Genomic DNA, 19,951 nt, shown 5'->3' with positions numbered 1-19,951 from the left:
AAGGCTGATGTTTTACTCAAGGCCCGGTACAATCCGGGCCTTGTTGTCTTTACGTTTCTAGTTTCTAGACAGGATCACTATGCCGGCTTCATTCGTTCATCTACGCCTGCACACTGAATATTCCCTGGTCGACGGTCTGGTGCGGATCAAACCGCTGGTCAAGACCCTGGTCGGCATGAACATGCCTGCCGTGGCGGTCACCGACCAGAACAACATGTGTTCCCTGGTCAAATTCTATAAAGCTGCCATGGGGGCGGGGATCAAGCCAATCTGCGGCGCCGACCTGTGGCTGTCGAACAAGGATCCGGACAACGCCTTGAGCCGGATCAGCCTGCTGGCGATGAACGCCGTGGGCTATCGCAACCTCACCGAACTGATCTCTCGCGGCTTCATCGATGGCCAACGCAATGGCTCGGTCATCATCGAACGCGAGTGGGTGGCTGAAGCCAGCGAAGGCTTGATCATGCTGTCGGCGGCGAAAGAGGGCGAGATCGGTCTGGCCATGCTCAGCGGCAATCCGGACGAAGCCGAAACCCTGGCGCGCGAGTGGATGGAGGTGTTTCCGGATCGTTTCTATCTGGAAGTCCAGCGCACCAGCCGCCCCAATGACGAAGAGCAACTGCACGGCGCCGTGGCGCTGGCGGCGAAGATCGGCGCGCCGCTGGTGGCAACCAACGACGTGCGCTTCATCAAGCAGGAAGACTTCGAGGCCCACGAAACCCGCGTTTGCATCGGTGAGGGCCGCGCCCTCGACGATCCGCGGCGCTCGAAGAATTACAGCGATCAGCAATACCTCAAAAGCGCCGAAGAAATGGCCGAGCTGTTCAGCGACCTGCCCGAGGCGCTGGAAAACACCGTCGAGATCGCCAAGCGCTGCAACATCGACGTGAAACTGGGCAAGCACTTCCTGCCCAACTTCCCGATTCCCGATGGCATGACCATCGATGAGTACTTCCGCAAGGTTTCCTTCGACGGTCTGGAAGAGCGCCTCAGCGTTCTGCTGCCCAAGGACACCACTGAAGACTACGAAGCCAAGCGCCAGGTCTACGTCGACCGGTTGAATTTCGAGCTGGATATCATCATCCAGATGGGCTTCCCCGGTTACTTCCTGATCGTTATGGACTTTATCCAGTGGGCCAAGAGCAACGGCGTGCCGGTCGGTCCGGGTCGTGGTTCGGGTGCCGGGTCGCTGGTGGCCTATGTGCAAAAGATCACCGACCTCGATCCGCTGGAATATGACCTGCTGTTCGAACGTTTCCTTAACCCGGAACGGGTATCCATGCCCGACTTCGACGTCGACTTCTGCATGGACGGCCGTGACCGGGTGATCGATTACGTGGCCGAGAAATATGGCCGTAACGCGGTTAGCCAGATCATCACCTTCGGTTCCATGGCGGCGAAAGCGGTGGTCCGTGACGTGGCTCGGGTGCAGGGCAAGTCCTACGGCTTGGCGGATCGGCTGTCGAAGATGATTCCGTTCGAAGTCGGCATGACCCTGGAAAAAGCCTACGAACAGGAAGAAATCCTGCGCGACTTCATCAAGGTCGATGAAGAGGCCGCGGAAATCTGGGAGATGGCGCGCAAGCTCGAAGGCGTTGTGCGTAACGTCGGCAAGCACGCCGGTGGTGTGGTAATCGCGCCGACCAAGCTGACCGACTTCTCGCCGATTTATTGCGACGAAGCGGGCGATGGCCTGGTAACCCAGTTCGACAAGGATGACGTCGAGGCTGCCGGTCTGGTGAAGTTCGACTTCCTGGGGCTGCGGACCCTGACGGTCATCGACTGGGCGCTGAAAACCATCAACCGCGATCGTGCCAAGGTCAACGAGCCGCCGCTGGATATCGCCTTTATCCCGCTGGACGACAAACCGACTTACACGCTGCTACAAAAAGCTGAAACCACCGCGGTGTTCCAGCTCGAGTCGCGCGGCATGAAAGAGCTGATCAAAAAGCTCAAGCCCGACTGCCTGGAAGACTTGATCGCACTGGTGGCCCTGTTCCGTCCGGGCCCGTTGCAATCAGGCATGGTTGACGACTTTATCAACCGTAAGCACGGTCGCGCGGAGCTCGCGTACCCGCATTCGGATTACCAGTACGAAGGCCTCAAGCCAGTCCTGGCGCCGACTTACGGCATCATCCTGTATCAGGAACAGGTGATGCAGATTGCCCAGGTCATGGCCGGTTATACCCTTGGCGGTGCAGACATGCTGCGTCGAGCCATGGGTAAGAAAAACCCGAAGAAATGGCCAAGCAACGTGGCGGTTTCATTGAAGGTTGCGCCACCAACAATATCGACGCCGACCTGGCCGGTAACATCTTCGACCTGGTAGAAAAATTCGCCGGTTATGGCTTCAACAAATCCCACTCCGCCGCTTACGGCCTGGTGTCGTACCAGACCGCGTGGCTGAAAACCCACTACCCAGCGCCGTTCATGGCCGCGGTACTGTCGGCGGATATGCACAACACCGACAAGGTCGTGACCTTGATCGAAGAAATTCGCACCATGAAGCTGCGTCTCGACGCGCCGGATGTGAATACTTCGGAGTTCAAGTTCACGGTGAATGACGAAGGCCGCATTATTTATGGCCTCGGCGCAATCAAGGGTGTGGGCGAAGGGCCGGTGGAAGCGATCACCGAGGCGCGTCAGGACGGACCGTTCAAGGATCTGTTCGATTTCTGCGCCCGTGTCGATCTCAAACGGATCAACAAGCGCACCCTGGACGGTTTGATCCGCAGCGGCGCGCTGGATCGTCTGGGCCCGTATTTCCATGACGAACCAAAAGCCTATCAGGCCAGCATCGACCAGAATCGCGCGGTCTTGTTGAACGCGATGGAAGGGGCGATCAAGGCTGCCGAACAAACCGCTCGCACCCACGACAGTGGCCACGCCGATCTGTTTGGCGGCCTGTTCGTCGAGGAAGACGCCGACGTCTACGCCAATCATCGCAAGGCCAAGGAACTGACCCTCAAGGAACGCCTGAAAGGCGAGAAAGACACCTTGGGCCTGTACCTGACCGGTCACCCAATCGACGAGTACGAAGGCGAGATCCGTCGCTTTGCCCGTCAGCGCATCATCGACCTGAAGCCGGCTCGCGATACCCAGACGGTCGCGGGCATGATCATCGCCCTGCGAGTGATGAAGAACAAAAAGGGCGACAAGATGGGTTTCATCACCCTCGACGACCGCTCCGGGCGGATCGAAGCCTCGCTGTTCGCCGACGCCTTCCATTCCGCGCAGTCGCTGTTGCAGACCGACGCGATGGTGGTGGTCGAAGGCGAAGTCAGTAACGACGACTTCTCTGGTGGCCTGCGGTTGCGGGTCAAGCGGGTGATGAGCATGGAAGATGCGCGCACCAACCTGGCCGAAAGCCTGCGCCTGAAATTGCACACCAAGGATTTGAAGGGCGATCAGCTACGCTGGCTGGGTGAGCTGTTCAAGCGCCACCGCGGCGCGTGCCCGATCACCATGGAGTACACCAGTCCCGATGCGAAGGCCTTGTTGCAGTTCGGCGAGACTTGGCGGATCGACCCGGCGGATGCCTTGATTCAAGCCCTGCGTGACCAGTTCGGGCGAGACAACGTCTTCCTCCAATACCGTTGACGGTCAGGTGCCATTCTTTACCATTGGAACGCGCCTGATCCCGACCCAAATTTTTAATCTCGACCTGAACGCGCCTGTCCCTTAAGGTAGGGCGCGAATAGACAACCGGCCGCCCCAAGTTCTCTTGGAGGTCGACCCAAGACGGACGCCTATGAACCCGAATTTTCTAGATTTCGAACAGCCGATCGCCGACCTGCAAGCCAAGATCGAAGAGTTGCGCTTGGTCGGTAATGACAATTCGCTGAATATCGGCGATGAGATCTCCCGCCTGCAGGACAAGAGCAGCACGCTGACCGAAGACATCTTCGGCAAGCTGACCAGCTGGCAGATCGCACGTCTGGCGCGTCACCCGAAACGTCCGTATACCCTGGACTACATCGAACACATCTTCACCGAGTTCGACGAACTGCACGGCGACCGTCACTTCTCCGACGACGCAGCCATTGTTGGCGGCATTGCCCGTCTGGACGATCAGCCGGTGATGATCATCGGTCACCAGAAAGGCCGCGAAGTGCGCGAGAAGGTTCGCCGCAACTTCGGCATGCCGCGTCCGGAAGGCTACCGCAAGGCGTGCCGTCTGATGGAAATGGCTGAGCGTTTCAAAATGCCGATTCTGACCTTCATCGACACCCCGGGTGCTTACCCGGGCATCGACGCCGAAGAGCGCAACCAGAGCGAAGCGATTGCCTGGAACCTGCGTGTCATGGCTCGCCTGAAAACCCCAATCATCGCCACCGTGATCGGTGAGGGTGGTTCCGGTGGTGCGCTGGCGATTGGCGTCTGCGATCAGTTGAACATGCTGCAATACTCGACCTACGCGGTGATTTCGCCGGAAGGTTGCGCCTCGATTCTGTGGAAAACTTCCGAGAAAGCCCCGGATGCTGCTGAAGCCATGGGCATCACTGCCGAGCGTCTGAAGGGCCTGGGCATTGTCGACAAAGTGATTGGCGAGCCATTGGGCGGCGCTCATCGTGATCCGGCCGCTGCTGCTGCCTCGATCCGCGCCGAGTTGAGCTCGCAACTGGCGATGCTGAAGAAGTTCGATAACGAGGCGTTGTTGGCCCGTCGTTATGAGCGTCTGATGAGCTACGGTCTCTGATCTGATCTCGGCTTTAATTGTGGGAGCGGGCTTGCTCGCGAAAGCGGTATAACTGACAACCGATGTGTTGAATGTTAAGCCGCCTTCGCGAGCAAGCCCGCTCCCACATTTGATTTGTGCGAAGTGATCGATATGAGTCAGCCCACGATTGATTTGTCTACCAGGCTCCTGCTGAATCTTGCACCTTGGCGCACCGCCACAACCTGGCGCATCGCGTTCTCCGGTGGTCTCGACTCCACCGTCCTGCTGCACCTACTCTCCCATCTCGTAAAAACCCAATCCCTGCCGGCGCTGAGCGCCATCCATGTCCACCACGGCCTCCAGGCTGCGGCTGATGCGTGGCCGGAACACTGTCAGTCGGTCTGTGATGCGTTGGGAATGCCGTTAGAGGTCGTGCGTGTTCAGGTTGAACCCGGCGCCAGCCTTGAGCGCGCGGCGCGGGATGCGCGTTATGGCGCCTTCAACGCGGCGACTCATGCTGGTGAAGTACTGCTCACTGGCCAGCACCGTGACGATCAGGCAGAAACCCTGTTGTTTCGGCTGATGCGTGGGGCGGGGGTGAGAGGCTTGTCGGGGATGCCGAGCGAGCGTCCTTTGGGGCGGGGGCATCTGCTACGCCCCTTGCTTGACGTCACTCGCGCCGAGCTTGAGGCCTACGCGACTGAATATCAGTTGAGCTGGATCGATGATCCGTCGAACCAGGACCGCCAGTTCTCGCGCAATTACCTGCGTCATCAGGTGTTCCCCGTGTTGACCGCGCGCTGGCCGCAAGCGGTGGCGACCATGGCCCGCAGTGCTGCACATCTGAGGGAAGCGCAAGAGTTGCTCGACGAGTTGGCGCAAATCGATCTGGCCCACGCCACCACGGTCAGCGATTTCGATTGGCTGGGTTTGCCGTCGCTGGAGCTGGCGCCCCTGGAAAAGCTGTCTGATGCGCGCCAGCGCAACGCGCTAAGTCACTGGCTCAAACCGTTGACGACTTTGCCGGACAGTGACCATTGGTCGGGTTGGGATAATTTGCGCGATGCGGCCGGCGATGCGCGTCCGGTCTGGCGACTCGCGGCGGGTGAATTGCATCGCGCGGGCGGGCGTCTCTGGTGGTTGTCTGGTGGTTGGCTGCGCACTCCGCCATCCCTAGTGTCTTGGGCTGATCCCTCGGCATTGCTGGCGTTGCCGGATAACGGCGTAGTTACGTTGACCGGTCAGCCCCCCGATGGCCCACTGCAGATCCGCTATCGTGAGGGAGGCGAGGTGATGAACCTGCCCGATCGTGGCCACCGTGACCTGAAGCGTTTGCTCAACGAAAGCGGTGTGCCGGGCTTCGCCCGTGGCAGATTGCCGCTGGTCTACAGGGGCCAGCAATTGCTGGCGGTGGCGAACCTGCGGGGGCTAAATGGCGGTGAGCAAGGTGGCTGGTATTTGCATTGGCAGCCGCCGATCGAAGATCAAGGTTTGAGCTGAAAGGGGCTTTCCGGTAGACTACGCTCCCTTCTTGATACAACTTCTGTGGATTCGCCTGAATCGCAGGAGTTGCCGATTACCAAGCAGTCTTTGCTGGGCGATTCCAAAAAATGTGTAGCGAGCAACCTACCGGTGTTTCATCCACTGGTCTGTCCCAACGCGGCGGTTTTTTTGAAAGGTGCACTGTGATTAATGCAGGTGATCGGGGGCTTCGGCCTTCCTTCGCTTTCCCCGGCGGCTCGGACCGCTTTAACGCAGACTTCTAGGGTTTTTCATGACGCGCTACATATTCGTCACGGGCGGTGTTGTTTCTTCATTGGGGAAAGGCATTGCCTCGGCTTCATTGGCGGCCATCCTGGAGGCGCGGGGACTTAAGGTCACCATGCTGAAGCTGGACCCGTACATCAACGTTGACCCGGGCACCATGAGCCCGTTCCAGCACGGTGAAGTGTTCGTCACCCACGACGGCGCCGAGACCGACCTGGACCTGGGCCACTACGAGCGGTTCATCCGCACGACCATGACCCAGAACAACAACTTCACCACCGGCCGTGTCTACGAACACGTCCTGCGCAAGGAGCGCCGTGGTGATTACCTGGGCGCAACCATCCAGGTGATCCCGCACATCACCGACGAAATCAAGCGCCGGATCATCAAGGGCGCCGGCGATGCCGACGTGGCCATGGTCGAGATCGGTGGCACCGTGGGTGACATCGAGTCGCAACCGTTCCTCGAAGCGATCCGTCAATTGCGTTTCGAAGTCGGCGCCAAGCGCGCGATGCTGATGCACCTGACGCTGGTGCCATACATCGCCACCGCCGGCGAAACCAAAACCAAGCCGACTCAGCACTCGGTCAAGGAACTGCGTTCCATTGGCCTGCAGCCTGACGTGCTGGTGTGCCGTTCCGATCACCCGATCGACATCTCTTCGCGCCGCAAGATCGCGCAGTTCACCAACGTTGAAGAACGTGCGGTGATCGCGCTGGAAGACGCCGACACCATCTACAAGATCCCGGGCATTCTGCACTCCCAGGGCCTGGATGATTTCGTCGTCGAGCGTTTCGGCTTGCAATGCGACAGCGCCGATCTGTCCGAGTGGGAAGCGGTGGTTGATGCCAAGCTGAACCCGGAGCACGAAGTCACCATCGCCATGGTCGGCAAGTACATGGAGCTGCTGGATGCCTACAAGTCGCTGATCGAAGCGATGAGTCACGCCGGCATCAGCAACCGTACCAAGGTCAACCTGCGCTACATCGATTCCGAAGACATCGAAAACCAGGGCACCGCGCTGCTGGAAGGCGTCGACGCGATTCTGGTACCGGGCGGCTTCGGTCTGCGTGGCGTTGAAGGCAAGATCACTGCTGTTCAATACGCTCGCGAAAACAAGGTTCCATACCTGGGTATCTGCCTGGGCATGCAAGTGGCCGTTATCGAGTTCGCTCGTAACGTCATGGGCTGGAAAGACGCCAACTCCACCGAGTTCGATCGCACCAGCGCTCACCCGGTAGTAGGTTTGATCACCGAGTGGGAAGATGCCACCGGCGCAGTCGAAACCCGCACCGAAACCTCCGATCTGGGCGGCACCATGCGCCTCGGTGCTCAGGATTGCCTGCTTGAACCGGGTTCCCTGGTGCACGATTGCTACGCCAAGGACGTGATCGTCGAGCGTCACCGTCATCGCTACGAAGTGAACAACAACCTGCTGCCGCAAATCATCGAGGCCGGTCTGAAAATCTCCGGTCGTTCCGGTGATGGCGCGCTGGTTGAAGTGGTCGAAGCGCCGGATCATCCATGGTTCGTCGCTTGCCAGTTCCACCCTGAGTTCACCTCTACACCACGCGACGGTCACCCGTTGTTCAGCGGCTTCGTTAAAGCCGCTTTGGTCCAACACCAGAAGAAGGCGTAAACCTGATGGCGCAGAAGATCATTCGCGTAGGCAATATCGAGATTGCCAACGACAAGCCGATGGTGCTGTTCGGTGGCATGAACGTGCTGGAAAGCCGCGACATGGCGATGCAGGTCTGCGAAGAGTACGTAAAGGTCACCGAGAAACTCGGTATCCCTTACGTGTTCAAGGCCAGTTTCGACAAGGCGAACCGTTCTTCTGTGACTTCTTACCGTGGCCCCGGCCTGGAAGAGGGCATGCGGATTTTCCAGGACATCAAGCAAGCCTTCGGCGTGCCGGTCATCACCGACGTCCACGAGCCTGATCAGGCCGCGGTCGTCGCTGAAGTCTGCGACATCATCCAGTTGCCGGCCTTCCTGTCGCGCCAGACCGACCTCGTGGTTGCGATGGCCAAGACCGGCGCGGTGATCAACATCAAGAAAGCCCAGTTCCTCGCACCTCAGGAAATGAAACACATCCTGAACAAATGCGTAGAAGCCGGTAACGATCAGTTGATCCTCTGCGAACGCGGTTCGAGCTTCGGCTACAACAACCTGGTCGTCGACATGCTTGGCTTCGGCATCATGAAGCAGTTCGAATACCCGGTGTTCTTCGACGTGACCCACGCGCTGCAAATGCCCGGCGGTCGCTCCGACTCTGCTGGTGGTCGTCGTGCCCAAGTCACCGACCTGGCCAAGGCCGGCATGAGCCAGTCGCTGGCCGGTCTGTTCCTCGAAGCGCACCCGGACCCGGACAATGCCAAATGCGACGGCCCTTGTGCCTTGCGTCTGGACAAACTGGAGCCCTTCCTGGCCCAGCTCAAAGCATTGGACGAACTGGTGAAGAGTTTTCCGACGGTAGAAACCGCGTAAACCTCAATTCTCCGGTAAAGTACCGCACGATTTAATGCTCAGGCCCTCGGGCTTGAGCCTTATCGTCCGCAAGCCTGCCCGCTGTCTGTCGCTTGCCGACGATAAAAGATTTCCATCAGCTGCGTCGTTTTCGTCAACTTTGGAGTGTTTACAACAATGGCAAAAATCGTCGACATCAAAGGTCGTGAAGTTCTCGACTCCCGTGGCAATCCCACTGTGGAAGCAGACGTGCTTCTCGATAACGGCATCATCGGCAGCGCTTGCGCGCCATCCGGTGCTTCCACTGGCTCGCGTGAAGCACTCGAGCTGCGTGATGGCGACAAGAGCCGTTACCTGGGCAAAGGCGTTCTGAAAGCCGTCGGCAACATCAACGGTCCGATCCGCGACCTGTTGCTGGGTGCAGACCCAAGCGACCAGAAAGCGCTGGATCACGCGATGATCAAGCTGGACGGCACCGAAAACAAAGCGACCCTGGGCGCCAACGCGATCCTCGCCGTTTCCCTGGCCGCAGCCAAGGCTGCAGCACAGGACCAGGACCTGCCGCTGTACGCTCACATCGCTAACCTGAACGGCACCCCGGGTGTTTACTCGATGCCGGTTCCGATGATGAACATCATCAACGGTGGCGAGCACGCCGATAACAACGTCGACATCCAGGAATTCATGGTTCAGCCAGTAGGCGCCAAGTCTTTCTCGGAAGGTCTGCGCATGGGTACCGAGATTTTCCATCACCTCAAAGCCGTTCTGAAAGCTCGCGGCCTGAGCACTGCCGTTGGTGACGAAGGTGGTTTCGCGCCGAACCTGGCCTCCAACGAAGACGCGTTGAAAGTGATCTCCGAAGCCGTGGCCAATGCCGGTTACAAGCTGGGCACCGACGTGACTCTGGCTCTGGACTGCGCCGCCAGCGAATTCTACGAAGACGGCAAGTACAACCTGTCCGGCGAAGGCCAGGTGTTCACCGCTGAAGGTTTCGCCGATTACCTGAAAGGTCTGACCGAGCGTTACCCGATCATCTCCATCGAAGACGGTCTGGACGAGTCCGACTGGGCTGGCTGGAAAATCCTCACCGACAAAATCGGCGAGAAGACTCAGCTGGTAGGCGACGACCTGTTCGTGACCAACACCAAGATCCTGAAAGAAGGCATCGATAAAAAGATCGCCAACTCGATCCTGATCAAGTTCAACCAGATCGGCACCCTGACCGAAACCCTGGAAGCGATCCAGATGGCCAAGGCCGCTGGTTACACCGCCGTAATCTCGCACCGCTCCGGCGAAACCGAAGATTCGACCATTGCCGACCTGGCTGTGGGCACTGCGGCTGGCCAGATCAAGACCGGCTCCCTGTGCCGTTCCGATCGCGTTTCCAAGTACAACCAACTGCTGCGTATCGAAGAGCAGTTGAATGGCAAAGCCAAGTACAACGGTCGTAGCGAATTCCGCGGCTGAGTAAAGTGCCCCGACTCGCCGATGCTGCTTCTTTTTGACAGTGTCAAAGAGCAGCGTATTGGTGAGGCAGGGCATGAGATAGTAAAAAGACACCGGATTGTGTCGGAAAAATCGCAGCAGCGATGGATTTGCCACTAATCTGATGCCTTAAGAGCACAAGCCTGGTTCTTCCAGGCTTCGTGCTATCAGAAGCTTCAAAGTTTTGGCATGGCTGTCTTTTTTCACTGGATACCTGATATTCGATGCGCAGTCCCAATTGGTTGTTCCTCGTCTTGCTCTTGCTGCTGGCTGGCCTGCAGTACCGCCTGTGGGTGGGTAATGGCAGTCTGGCGCAAGTGGCGGAGTTGAAGCAGCAGATTGCGGATCAACACGCCGAGAACGAGTCTTTGCTGGAACGCAATCGGGTGATGGACGCCGAAGTCAGCGAATTGAAAAAAGGCATGGAGACCGTTGAAGAGCGGGCTCGCCATGAGCTGGGCATGGTCAAGGACGGTGAAACCCTTTACCAGTTGGCCCAATGACTGAGTCGTTACCGGCCTTCTGGGCCGTGATTCCTGCCGCGGGCGTCGGTGCCCGTATGGCCGCGGACCGTCCCAAGCAATACTTGCAGTTGGGCGGGCGCACTATTCTCGAACACAGCCTCGGCTGTTTCCTCGATCATCCTTCCCTGAAGGGGTTGGTGGTCAGTCTTGCAATCGACGATCCTTATTGGCCGAACCTGGCGTGTGCTGCCGATCCTCGTATTCAGCGGGTTGAGGGTGGCGCCGAGCGTTCCGGGTCGGTGCTCAATGCGTTGCTGCATCTGCATGCTCAAGGCGCTGACGATGAGGATTGGGTGTTGGTTCATGATGCCGCACGACCGAATCTGGCGCGTGATGATCTTGATAAATTGCTCAGTGAACTCGCTGATGATCCGGTAGGCGGTCTGTTGGCGGTGCCTGCGCGGGACACTCTCAAGCGGGTCGACCAGCACGGGCGCGTGCTGGAAACAGTGGATCGCAGCGTGATCTGGCAGGCCTATACGCCGCAAATGTTTCGCCTTGGCGCGTTGCATCGGGCGTTGGCGGACAGTCTGGTGGCGGACGTTGTTGTCACCGATGAAGCCTCGGCCATGGAGTGGTCGGGCCAGGCGCCGCGCTTGATTGAGGGGCGATCCGATAACATCAAAGTCACTCGCCCTGAAGACCTTGAGTGGTTGCGGCAGCGTTGGGCTAACCGCCGCTGACTGCTGTGGTGTCTGTCAGATTGCTTTCGCGAGCAAGCCCGCTCCCACATTTGATCTCGGCCGAGCACAAATAATATGTTCACTGAAGATCCACTGTGGGAGCGGGCTTGCTCGCGAAAGCGGTAGTTCAAGCAATCAATTCCTGGCAGACACACCGGTAGATTTTTCTAAGTTCGATATTCCGGCCGTTTGGCCAACCCTTCTTTCAAGTAATCCACCAACTTGCGCACCTTCGGCGACAGATGCCGTTGCTGCGGATAAAGCGCCCAAACCGCTGTGTTTGGCGGTTGATGGGCTTCCAGCAGCGAGATCAATTCACCGCTTTTCAGGTATTCCAACACGTAGTAATCCGGTAGCTGACACAACCCAACCCCTTGTAGCGCGGCATCCAGCACTGCCTGCCCACTGTTGCAGCGCCAGTTTCCCTGTACGCGCTGGGAAAATTCCCGCCCGTTCTGTTCCAGTTGCCAGATGTCCGAGCTACCGATGAGGCAGTTATGGCGACTCAATTCCGACAAGCTGTGTGGGCGACCATACCTTTCCAGGTAGGACGGCGAGGCGCACAGGTACATGCGCCGTGGCGCCAGACGTGTGGCGACCAGTCTTGAATCCTGCAGACGGCCGAGGCGGATGGCCAGGTCCAACCCTTCATGCACCAGGTCGAGTGGGCGGTTGCTCAGTTCGATGTCGACGCGCAGCTGTGGATACAGCCCCATGAAGCGAGTCACCAGTGGCACGATGAATCGTTCGCCATAGGCCACGGCGCAGGTCATGCGCAGCATGCCCTTGGGTTCGCTGGTCAGGTCGCCGACAGCGCGCAACGCTTCTTCGCGACCGTCCTGCAAACGCTGGCAATGTTGCAGGAAGGTTTGCCCGGCCTCGGTCAACGTGACCCGGCGGGTGCTGCGATAGAGCAAGCGGGTTTGCAGGCGCTCTTCCAGTCGTACGATTTGGCGACTGATATGAGAAGAAGACACCCCAAGGCGTTCCGCCGCGGCAGTGAATTGGCTGCATTCGGCCACGGCGACGAACTCATCGATGCCTTCCCAGCGATTTTCGGACATCAGGATTATCCCTGTATGGCAATAATGTTTTGCTTTTGTCCTGATTATTCATCGTATGTCGCTGTATTACACTCCTTGTCTCGTTTTTATTCACTGGAGAGTCAGCATGATCAAGTCGCGCGCCGCCGTTGCCTTCGAGGCCAAGAAACCCCTTGAGATCGTTGAAGTCGATGTCGCCATGCCCAAGGCGGGTGAAGTCCTGCTGCGCGTCGTCGCCTCCGGTGTCTGCCATACCGATGCCTACACCCTCTCTGGCGCGGACCCGGAAGGTATTTTTCCGTCGATCCTGGGTCACGAAGGTGGCGCGGTGGTCGAAGCGATCGGCGAGGGCGTGACCTCGGTCGCCGTCGGCGACCATGTGATCCCGCTGTACACCCCGGAATGCGGCAAGTGCAAATTCTGTCTGTCGGGCAAAACCAACCTCTGCCAGGCGATTCGTGCGACTCAGGGTAAAGGCCTGATGCCGGATGGCACTTCGCGTTTTTCCTACAAGGGCGAAACGATTTTCCACTACATGGGCACCTCGACTTTTTCCGAGTACACCGTGCTGCCGGAAATCTCCGTCGCCAAAATTCCTAAAGAAGCACCGCTGGAAAAAGTCTGCCTGCTGGGTTGTGGCGTCACCACTGGCATCGGCGCGGTAATCAACACTGCCAAGGTCAAGCCGGGTGATACCGTCGCGATCTTCGGTCTGGGCGGCATCGGTCTGTCGGCTGTGATTGGCGCGGTCAAAGCCAAGGCAGGGCGGATCATCGCCATCGACATCAACCCGGCCAAGTTCGAGATCGCCAAGCAATTGGGCGCTACCGATTGTGTAAACCCGAAAGACTTCGATCGTCCAATTCAGGAAGTGATCGTCGACATGACCGATGGCGGCGTCGACTTTTCCTTCGAGTGCATCGGCAACGTCCAGTTGATGCGTGCTGCACTTGAGTGCTGCCACAAAGGTTGGGGTGAGTCGGTGATCATCGGCGTGGCCGGTGCCGGTCAGGAGATATCTACCCGTCCGTTCCAACTGGTGACCGGTCGAGTCTGGCGCGGTTCGGCGTTCGGTGGTGTGCGCGGGCGTACCGAGTTGCCAAGCTATGTCGAAATGGCCCAGACCGGCGAGATCCCGCTGGATACCTTCATTACTCACACAATGGGCCTGGAAGATATCAACAAGGCGTTTGAACTGATGCATGAAGGCAAAAGCATCCGTACCGTCATCCATTTCTGAGGTCGGTCATGAGCCTGGAAAATATCTCCTGCCAGAAAAGCTTCGGCGGCTGGCACAAGCGCTATCGGCACCGCTCCGACGTGCTCGGTTGCGACATGGTGTTTGCCGTGTACCTGCCACCGCAAGCGGAGCAGGGCGGTAAACTGCCGGTGCTGTACTGGTTGTCCGGCCTGACCTGCACCGACGAGAACTTCATGCAAAAGGCCGGCGCCATGCGCATGGCCGCCGAGCTGGGGCTGATCATCGTCGCACCGGATACCAGCCCACGCGGTCCTGATGTGCCGGGTGATCCGGACGGCGCCTGGGACTTCGGTCTCGGTGCCGGGTTTTATCTGAATGCCACGCAGGAACCGTGGTCCCGACACTATCGGATGCATGACTATGTCGTGCAGGAATTGCCGGCATTGGTCGAAGCGCATTTCCCGACATCGGACAAGCGTGGCATCAGCGGTCACTCCATGGGTGGCCACGGCGCGTTGGTCTGCGCGTTGCGCAATCCGGGGCGTTATCTCTCGGTGTCGGCGTTCTCGCCGATCAACAATCCGATTGATTGCCCTTGGGGCCAGAAAGCCTTTTCCCGTTACTTGGGAGAAGACCGTTCGAAGTGGCGCGAATGGGATGCCTGTACATTGATCGCCGAGGCTGACGAGAAGTTGCCGCTGCTGGTCGATCAGGGTGATCGCGATGATTTCCTGGCCACCCAGCTCAAGCCTGAAGCCTTGCAACAGGCCGCCAAACTGGCGGGTCATCCGCTGACGTTGCGACTGCAACCGGGCTACGACCACAGCTATTTTTTCATCGCCAGCTTCATTGACGACCACTTGCAGCATCACGCGCGCGCTCTAGGCGCCTAATGCAGGTAGAATCACGCCCTGACAAAAATCGGGGCGTTTTTTTATGCGTATTGGCCACGGCTACGATGTGCACCGTTTCGCTGAAGGCGATTTCATCACACTGGGCGGCGTGCGAATTGCACACAGCTTCGGGCTGCTCGCCCATTCCGACGGTGATGTCCTGCTGCACGCCTTGAGCGATGCCTTGCTCGGTGCTGCCGCGCTGGGTGATATCGGCAAGCACTTCCCGGACACCGACCCGCAATTCAAGGGCGCCGACAGCCGTGTGCTGTTGCGTCACGTCGTCGCACTGATCCACGCCAAAGGCTGGAAAGTCGGCAACGTCGATAACACCATCGTTGCCCAGGCCCCGAAAATGGCCCCGCATATCGAATCGATGCGCGCGCTGATTGCCGCGGATCTTCAAGTTGAGTTGGATCAAGTGAACGTGAAAGCTACCACCACCGAAAAGCTTGGCTTTGTCGGTCGCGAAGAAGGCATTGCCGTGCACTCCGTTGCTCTGTTGCTGCGCGCATGAACGAACTGCAATTGCTCGGCCCTCGGGCCTATGGTCAAACCCTCGGCAGCGCGGTACTGAAAGCCACGGCGGAGGATTTCCAGGTCGACGAAGTCCTTGATATTCCCCTGAGCGGCGACGGCGAACACCTGTGGATCTGGGTGGAAAAGCGCGGTCTGAATACCGAAGAAGCGGCACGGCGCATCGCCAAGGCGGCGGGTGTGCCGTTGCGCACCGTCAGCTATGCCGGCCTCAAGGACCGTCAGGCGCTGACGCGTCAGTGGTTCAGCGTGCAACTGCCGGGCAAGGCAGATCCTGATCTGTCGACGGCGGAAAACGACACGCTGAAAATTCTCAAGACCGGTCGGCATAAACGCAAACTGCAACGCGGTGCCCACTCGGCCAACGGCTTCACCTTGCGCTTGACCCAGTTCGCTGGTGACAAAGCGGCGATCGAAGAGCGGCTGCAACTGATCGCCAAACAAGGTATTCCCAATTATTTCGGCGCCCAGCGTTTCGGCTTTGATGGCGGCAACGTGGTCGACGCCCGTGCCTGGGCGGCGCGTAAGGCTCTGCCAGAACAACGCAACGTGCGCTCGCGGCTGCTCTCCACCGCGCGCAGTTTTCTGTTCAATCAAGTGTTGGCGGCGCGTGTCGCCGATGGCACCTGGCAGCGTGCTCAGGTGGGCGATCTGCTGGCGTTCACTGACAGCCGCAGTTTTTTTCCGGCAGGTGAAGCCGAATGCAACGACCCGCGCTTGGCGATTCTTGACCTGCATCCGACCGGCCCGCAGTGGGGTGAAGGTGACTCGCCGGCGTCAGGCGCTGTCCATGAATTGGAGCAGGCAATCGCTGCGTGCGAAGCGGATCTGCGCGATTGGTTGATTAATGCCGGAATGAGCCACGAACGTCGCATCCTGCGGCTGCCCATTGGTGGGTTGACGTGGCATTATCCCGAGCCTGACATTCTGCAACTGGAATTCGTCCTGCCGGCCGGATGCTTCGCCACCGTATTGGTGCGTGAACTCGTCGATCTGGTGCCGGTGGGGCAGACGGACAGCCCATGCGTATTCTGATTTCTAACGACGATGGGGTAACCGCACCCGGTCTCGCCGCGCTTTATGCTGCGCTGGCGGATTACACCGAATGCGTGGTTATCGCCCCGGACCAGGACAAAAGTGGCGCCAGCAGCTCGCTGACGCTCGACCGTCCGTTGCACCCGCAAACCCTGGCCAACGGCTTTATCAGCCTCAACGGCACACCCACCGACTGCGTGCACCTGGGGCTTAACGGCTTGCTGGAGCTCGAGCCGGACATGGTGGTTTCCGGCATCAACCTGGGTGCCAACCTGGGGGACGACGTGCTGTATTCCGGCACTGTGGCGGCGGCGCTTGAGGGGCGTTTCCTTGGGCGTCCTTCGTTTGCCTTTTCATTCGTCTCACGGCAAGTAGAGAACCTTCCCACAGCTGCCTATTTTGCGCGCAAACTGGTAGAGGCTCACGCGGACCTTGAACTGCCACCGCGCACGGTACTGAACGTGAACATTCCCAACTTGCCGCTGGAGCACATCCGCGGCATCCAGCTGACTCGCCTTGGCCATCGCGCCCGCGCCGCGGCACCGATGAAAGTGGTCGACCCGCGCGGTAAATCCGGTTACTGGATTGCCGCGGCGGGTGACGCTGAAGATGGCGGCCCAGGCACCGATTTCCACGCGGTAATGCAAGGCTACGTTTCAATCACGCCACTGCAACTGGATCGCACCTTTAATGATGCCTTCAGAAGTCTCGATGGCTGGCTGGAGGGTCTGCGTTAATGGCTCGTGAACAAGACCATATTCTGCATCGCGGCATAGGGATGACCTCGCAACGGACCCGTGAGCGTCTGATTCAGCGCCTCTATGAAGAGGGAATATCCAACGCCAAGGTGCTGGAAGTCATCCGCCGCACACCGCGTCATCTGTTCGTCGATGAGGCGCTGGCCCATCGCGCCTATGAAGATACGGCGCTGCCGATCGGGCATAACCAGACCATCTCCCAGCCTTATATGGTGGCGCGCATGAGCGAGCTGCTACTGGAAGCCGGTCCGTTGGACAAGGTGATGGAAATCGGCACCGGGTCGGGGTACCAGACGGCAGTGCTGTCGCAATTGGTCGAGCGGGTTTTTTCCGTGGAGCGCATCAAGGTTCTGCAAGACCGGGCCAAGGAGCGCCTGGTGGAGCTGAACCTGCGCAACGTGGTATTTCGCTGGGGCGATGGTTGGGAAGGCTGGCCGGCACTGGCGCCATACAACGGCATCATCGTCACCGCCGTGGCCACCGACGTGCCTCAGGCATTGCTCGATCAGTTGGCACCGGGTGGGCGACTGGTGATTCCGGTCGGCTCCGGTGAAGTTCAACAATTGATGTTGATCATCCGTGAAGAGCAGGGCTTTTCCAGGCGTGTTCTGGGGGCGGTGCGCTTTGTGCCATTGCTCAACGGGCCGTTGGCCTGAGCATTTGTTTAAGCATGCTGAATTCTCTTCGATTGCCCGGGTCTTACAGCGGCATCGATTGGTTAAACGGAATTCATCGTCAGACAGCAAACGTGTGCGCGAAGCGAATCCGCTTCATTAAAGGTAAAGCCTGTTCGGCCCGTTATACTTGCGACATTTCGTGCCGGAGCACGGCAATCCATATTTTCAGCCACCACAAAGGGAGCGGCGGGTGAGTCTCACAGTCATTGCGCAGCGAATGGGTATAACGAGCTTTCAGCGTCTGGTGACTGGCCTTGTCTTGAGTACCTTGCTGGTCGGATGTTCCAGCACCAAATCAGGTAGTGCGAACGTCGTCGATCGTAACAACGCGGTCGCCCAGCGTCCGGCCGTGACCACCGGCCAGTACGTTGTCCGACCCAAGGACACCTTGTTCTCCATCGCTTTTCGCTATGGTTGGGACTACAAAGCCCTCGCGGCTCGGAACAACATTCCTACGCCTTACACGATACATCCGGGTCAGACAATTCGCTTCGACGGTCGTAGCGGTTCAACGCCGACGGCGGTAGTGAGTTCGTCCAGTTCCTCACCTTCCTCGTCGAGTAAAACCACCGTCATTCGGCGCCAGGCAAATGGCGCGACAACCAGTACAACAGTGCTTGTACCGTCCGTCGCCAATAAGCCGGCACCCGCTCCATTGCCTCCTGCCGGTCCAGCCCCAACGGGCTGGGGGTGGCCTTCTAATGGCATTCTGATTGGTAAATTCTCTTCAAACGGTAGTTTGAATAAAGGAATTGATATCGCCGGAGATTTGGGACAGCCTGTTTTAGCTGCGTCTGATGGGACGGTGGTATACGCCGGGAGTGGCTTAAGGGGCTACGGCGAATTAGTCATCATCAAACACAGCGATACCTACGTCAGTGCCTACGGACATAACCGCAGGCTGTTGGTTCGGGAGGGGCAGCAGGTCAAAGTCGGACAGACAATTGCCGAAATGGGGTCAACGGGTACAGACCGGGTGAAACTGCATTTTGAGATTCGCCGACAAGGTAAACCTGTAGATCCGCTGCAATTCCTGCCACGTCGTTGATTTGTTAGCCAGCCTGTTCCGTCACGTAGAGGGAACAGGCTCCAGCGTTGCCAGGGATAAAGGCGCCGCTTGAGCTTGAGGTCGAACTCACCAAAGGACTATAACAATGGCTCTCAGTAAAGAAGTGCCGGAGTTTGACATCGACGATGAGGTTCTCCTGATGGAGACCGGCATCGCCACGGATTCGATGTCGAATGATGAAGGGGATGCACCACCTTCCGTTCGTGCCAAATCCAAACACTCCGCTTCGCTTAAGCAACACAAGTACATCGACTACACACGGGCACTCGATGCCACGCAGCTGTACCTCAACGAAATCGGCTTTTCCCCATTGCTCTCCCCGGAAGAAGAAGTTCATTTTGCGCGCTTGTCGCAAAGTGGCGATCCGGCCGGACGCAAGCGCATGATTGAAAGCAACCTGCGGCTGGTGGTGAAAATCGCCCGGCGTTACGTCAATCGTGGGCTGTCGCTGCTGGACCTGATCGAAGAGGGCAACCTCGGCCTGATCCGGGCAGTAGAAAAGTTCGATCCCGAACGTGGATTCCGCTTTTCGACCTACGCCACCTGGTGGATTCGTCAGACCATCGAGCGCGCGATCATGAATCAGACCCGGACCATCCGGTTGCCGATCCATGTGGTCAAAGAGCTCAACGTGTACTTGCGGGCTGCACGAGAGCTGACTCAAAAGCTCGATCACGAACCCTCACCCGAAGAAATCGCCAACCTGCTGGAGAAACCGGTAGGCGAGGTCAAGCGCATGCTCGGCCTGAACGAGCGGGTTTCTTCGGTCGACGTCTCGCTGGGTCCTGATTCGGATAAAACCCTGCTGGACACTCTTACCGACGACCGCCCGACCGATCCATGCGAACTGTTGCAGGACGACGACCTGTCACAGAGCATCGATCAGTGGCTCTCGGAGCTGACCGACAAGCAACGCGAGGTGGTCGTACGCCGCTTCGGCTTGCGAGGTCACGAGAGCAGCACACTTGAAGACGTAGGCCTGGAAATCGGCTTGACCCGGGAACGGGTCAGGCAAATTCAGGTTGAAGGCCTCAAGCGTCTTCGGGAGATTCTCGAGAAAAATGGCCTGTCGAGCGAGTCGCTGTTCCAATAAGCAACTTGTTCCATCGGTTACAAAAAGCCTCGACTGGTTCGGGGCTTTTTGTTGCCG

Annotated in this window: 16 protein-coding genes and 1 pseudogene; 16 read left to right on the top strand and 1 reads right to left on the bottom strand. The window is 58.5% G+C overall.

Going from position 1 to position 19,951, the window contains the following annotated elements:
• Nucleotides 1–79: 79 nt before the first annotated feature.
• From dnaE to ispD, 8 genes and pseudogenes are all read left to right on the top strand, one after another.
• Nucleotides 80–3,600, top strand: a pseudogene (gene dnaE / locus AB4O41_RS11360) (DNA polymerase III subunit alpha).
• 151 nt (nt 3,601–3,751) lie between these two features.
• Entirely contained in the window at nt 3,752–4,699 is a 948-nt protein-coding gene (locus AB4O41_RS11355) for an acetyl-CoA carboxylase carboxyltransferase subunit alpha (RefSeq protein ID WP_030127981.1), read from the top strand.
• Between the two features lie 132 nt (nt 4,700–4,831).
• Complete coding sequence (tilS, locus tag AB4O41_RS11350) at nt 4,832–6,160, top strand: tRNA lysidine(34) synthetase TilS (RefSeq protein WP_460147779.1); 1,329 nt, start codon at nt 4,832–4,834, stop codon at nt 6,158–6,160.
• Nucleotides 6,161–6,434: 274 nt separating this feature from the next.
• Entirely contained in the window at nt 6,435–8,066 is a 1,632-nt protein-coding gene (locus AB4O41_RS11345; protein ID WP_460147778.1) for a CTP synthase, read from the top strand.
• Between the two features lie 5 nt (nt 8,067–8,071).
• Nucleotides 8,072–8,917, top strand: a complete 846-nt coding sequence (gene kdsA / locus AB4O41_RS11340) for a 3-deoxy-8-phosphooctulonate synthase (protein ID WP_008072675.1) — start codon at nt 8,072–8,074, stop codon at nt 8,915–8,917.
• A gap of 156 nt (nt 8,918–9,073) precedes the next feature.
• Nucleotides 9,074–10,363 (top strand): phosphopyruvate hydratase, encoded by a 1,290-nt coding sequence (eno, locus tag AB4O41_RS11335; protein ID WP_030127977.1) that lies wholly within the window; start codon nt 9,074–9,076, stop codon nt 10,361–10,363.
• 242 nt (nt 10,364–10,605) lie between these two features.
• Nucleotides 10,606–10,884 (top strand): cell division protein FtsB, encoded by a 279-nt coding sequence (gene ftsB / locus AB4O41_RS11330; protein ID WP_192344221.1) that lies wholly within the window; start codon nt 10,606–10,608, stop codon nt 10,882–10,884.
• Nucleotides 10,881–11,588, top strand: a complete 708-nt coding sequence (gene ispD / locus AB4O41_RS11325; RefSeq protein WP_460147777.1) for a 2-C-methyl-D-erythritol 4-phosphate cytidylyltransferase — start codon at nt 10,881–10,883, stop codon at nt 11,586–11,588. The genes ftsB and ispD overlap by 4 nt, the downstream gene beginning before the upstream one ends.
• A 167-nt stretch (nt 11,589–11,755) precedes the next feature.
• Here ispD and AB4O41_RS11320 read toward each other — a convergent pair whose 3' ends face one another.
• On the bottom strand, nt 11,756–12,652 hold the full coding sequence (locus tag AB4O41_RS11320; RefSeq protein ID WP_460147776.1) for a LysR substrate-binding domain-containing protein: 897 nt from the start codon (nt 12,650–12,652) through the stop codon (nt 11,756–11,758).
• 106 nt (nt 12,653–12,758) lie between these two features.
• Here AB4O41_RS11320 and AB4O41_RS11315 point away from each other — a divergent pair, with 106 nt between their 5' ends.
• From AB4O41_RS11315 to rpoS, 8 genes are all read left to right on the top strand, one after another.
• Nucleotides 12,759–13,871, top strand: coding sequence for an S-(hydroxymethyl)glutathione dehydrogenase/class III alcohol dehydrogenase (locus AB4O41_RS11315; RefSeq protein WP_367374352.1), 1,113 nt, complete (start codon nt 12,759–12,761; stop codon nt 13,869–13,871).
• Between the two features lie 8 nt (nt 13,872–13,879).
• Nucleotides 13,880–14,725: an S-formylglutathione hydrolase gene (gene fghA / locus AB4O41_RS11310; protein ID WP_460147775.1), complete on the top strand. Its 846-nt coding sequence runs from the start codon at nt 13,880–13,882 to the stop codon at nt 14,723–14,725.
• 43 nt (nt 14,726–14,768) lie between these two features.
• Nucleotides 14,769–15,242, top strand: coding sequence for a 2-C-methyl-D-erythritol 2,4-cyclodiphosphate synthase (gene ispF, locus AB4O41_RS11305; protein ID WP_038979164.1), 474 nt, complete (start codon nt 14,769–14,771; stop codon nt 15,240–15,242).
• Complete coding sequence (gene truD / locus AB4O41_RS11300) at nt 15,239–16,297, top strand: tRNA pseudouridine(13) synthase TruD (protein WP_460147774.1); 1,059 nt, start codon at nt 15,239–15,241, stop codon at nt 16,295–16,297. The genes ispF and truD overlap by 4 nt, the downstream gene beginning before the upstream one ends.
• A complete protein-coding gene (gene surE, locus AB4O41_RS11295) occupies nt 16,285–17,034 on the top strand; it encodes a 5'/3'-nucleotidase SurE (RefSeq protein WP_030127971.1) in 750 nt (249 codons plus the stop codon). The genes truD and surE overlap by 13 nt, the downstream gene beginning before the upstream one ends.
• Before the next feature lie 41 nt (nt 17,035–17,075).
• Nucleotides 17,076–17,711 (top strand): protein-L-isoaspartate(D-aspartate) O-methyltransferase, encoded by a 636-nt coding sequence (locus AB4O41_RS11290; protein WP_177318845.1) that lies wholly within the window; start codon nt 17,076–17,078, stop codon nt 17,709–17,711.
• Between the two features lie 211 nt (nt 17,712–17,922).
• Entirely contained in the window at nt 17,923–18,780 is an 858-nt protein-coding gene (locus AB4O41_RS11285; protein WP_460147773.1) for a peptidoglycan DD-metalloendopeptidase family protein, read from the top strand.
• 106 nt (nt 18,781–18,886) lie between these two features.
• The gene (gene rpoS / locus AB4O41_RS11280; protein ID WP_007907200.1) at nt 18,887–19,894 is read left to right on the top strand and encodes an RNA polymerase sigma factor RpoS; all 1,008 of its coding nucleotides are present in this window, start codon (nt 18,887–18,889) and stop codon (nt 19,892–19,894) included.
• Nucleotides 19,895–19,951: the final 57 nt, after the last annotated feature.

Source organism: Pseudomonas sp. S2_A02 (genome assembly GCF_054668495.1).
The sequence above is the reverse complement of the archived record's forward strand: the minus strand, read 5'-3'. Positions and strand labels throughout refer to the sequence as shown.

Excerpts from the sequence above, each read along its gene's own strand:
- AB4O41_RS11355 (WP_030127981.1), top strand. The coding sequence starts at position 3,752 with ATGAACCCGAATTTTCTAGATTTCGAACAGCCGATCGCCGACCTGCAA.
- tilS (WP_460147779.1), top strand. The coding sequence starts at position 4,832 with ATGAGTCAGCCCACGATTGATTTGTCTACCAGGCTCCTGCTGAATCTT.
- AB4O41_RS11345 (WP_460147778.1), top strand. The coding sequence starts at position 6,435 with ATGACGCGCTACATATTCGTCACGGGCGGTGTTGTTTCTTCATTGGGG.
- kdsA (WP_008072675.1), top strand. The coding sequence starts at position 8,072 with ATGGCGCAGAAGATCATTCGCGTAGGCAATATCGAGATTGCCAACGAC.
- eno (WP_030127977.1), top strand. The coding sequence starts at position 9,074 with ATGGCAAAAATCGTCGACATCAAAGGTCGTGAAGTTCTCGACTCCCGT.
- ftsB (WP_192344221.1), top strand. The coding sequence starts at position 10,606 with ATGCGCAGTCCCAATTGGTTGTTCCTCGTCTTGCTCTTGCTGCTGGCT.
- ispD (WP_460147777.1), top strand. The coding sequence starts at position 10,881 with ATGACTGAGTCGTTACCGGCCTTCTGGGCCGTGATTCCTGCCGCGGGC.
- AB4O41_RS11320 (WP_460147776.1), bottom strand. The coding sequence starts at position 12,652 with ATGTCCGAAAATCGCTGGGAAGGCATCGATGAGTTCGTCGCCGTGGCC.
- AB4O41_RS11315 (WP_367374352.1), top strand. The coding sequence starts at position 12,759 with ATGATCAAGTCGCGCGCCGCCGTTGCCTTCGAGGCCAAGAAACCCCTT.
- fghA (WP_460147775.1), top strand. The coding sequence starts at position 13,880 with ATGAGCCTGGAAAATATCTCCTGCCAGAAAAGCTTCGGCGGCTGGCAC.
- ispF (WP_038979164.1), top strand. The coding sequence starts at position 14,769 with ATGCGTATTGGCCACGGCTACGATGTGCACCGTTTCGCTGAAGGCGAT.
- truD (WP_460147774.1), top strand. The coding sequence starts at position 15,239 with ATGAACGAACTGCAATTGCTCGGCCCTCGGGCCTATGGTCAAACCCTC.
- surE (WP_030127971.1), top strand. The coding sequence starts at position 16,285 with ATGCGTATTCTGATTTCTAACGACGATGGGGTAACCGCACCCGGTCTC.
- AB4O41_RS11290 (WP_177318845.1), top strand. The coding sequence starts at position 17,076 with ATGACCTCGCAACGGACCCGTGAGCGTCTGATTCAGCGCCTCTATGAA.
- rpoS (WP_007907200.1), top strand. The coding sequence starts at position 18,887 with ATGGCTCTCAGTAAAGAAGTGCCGGAGTTTGACATCGACGATGAGGTT.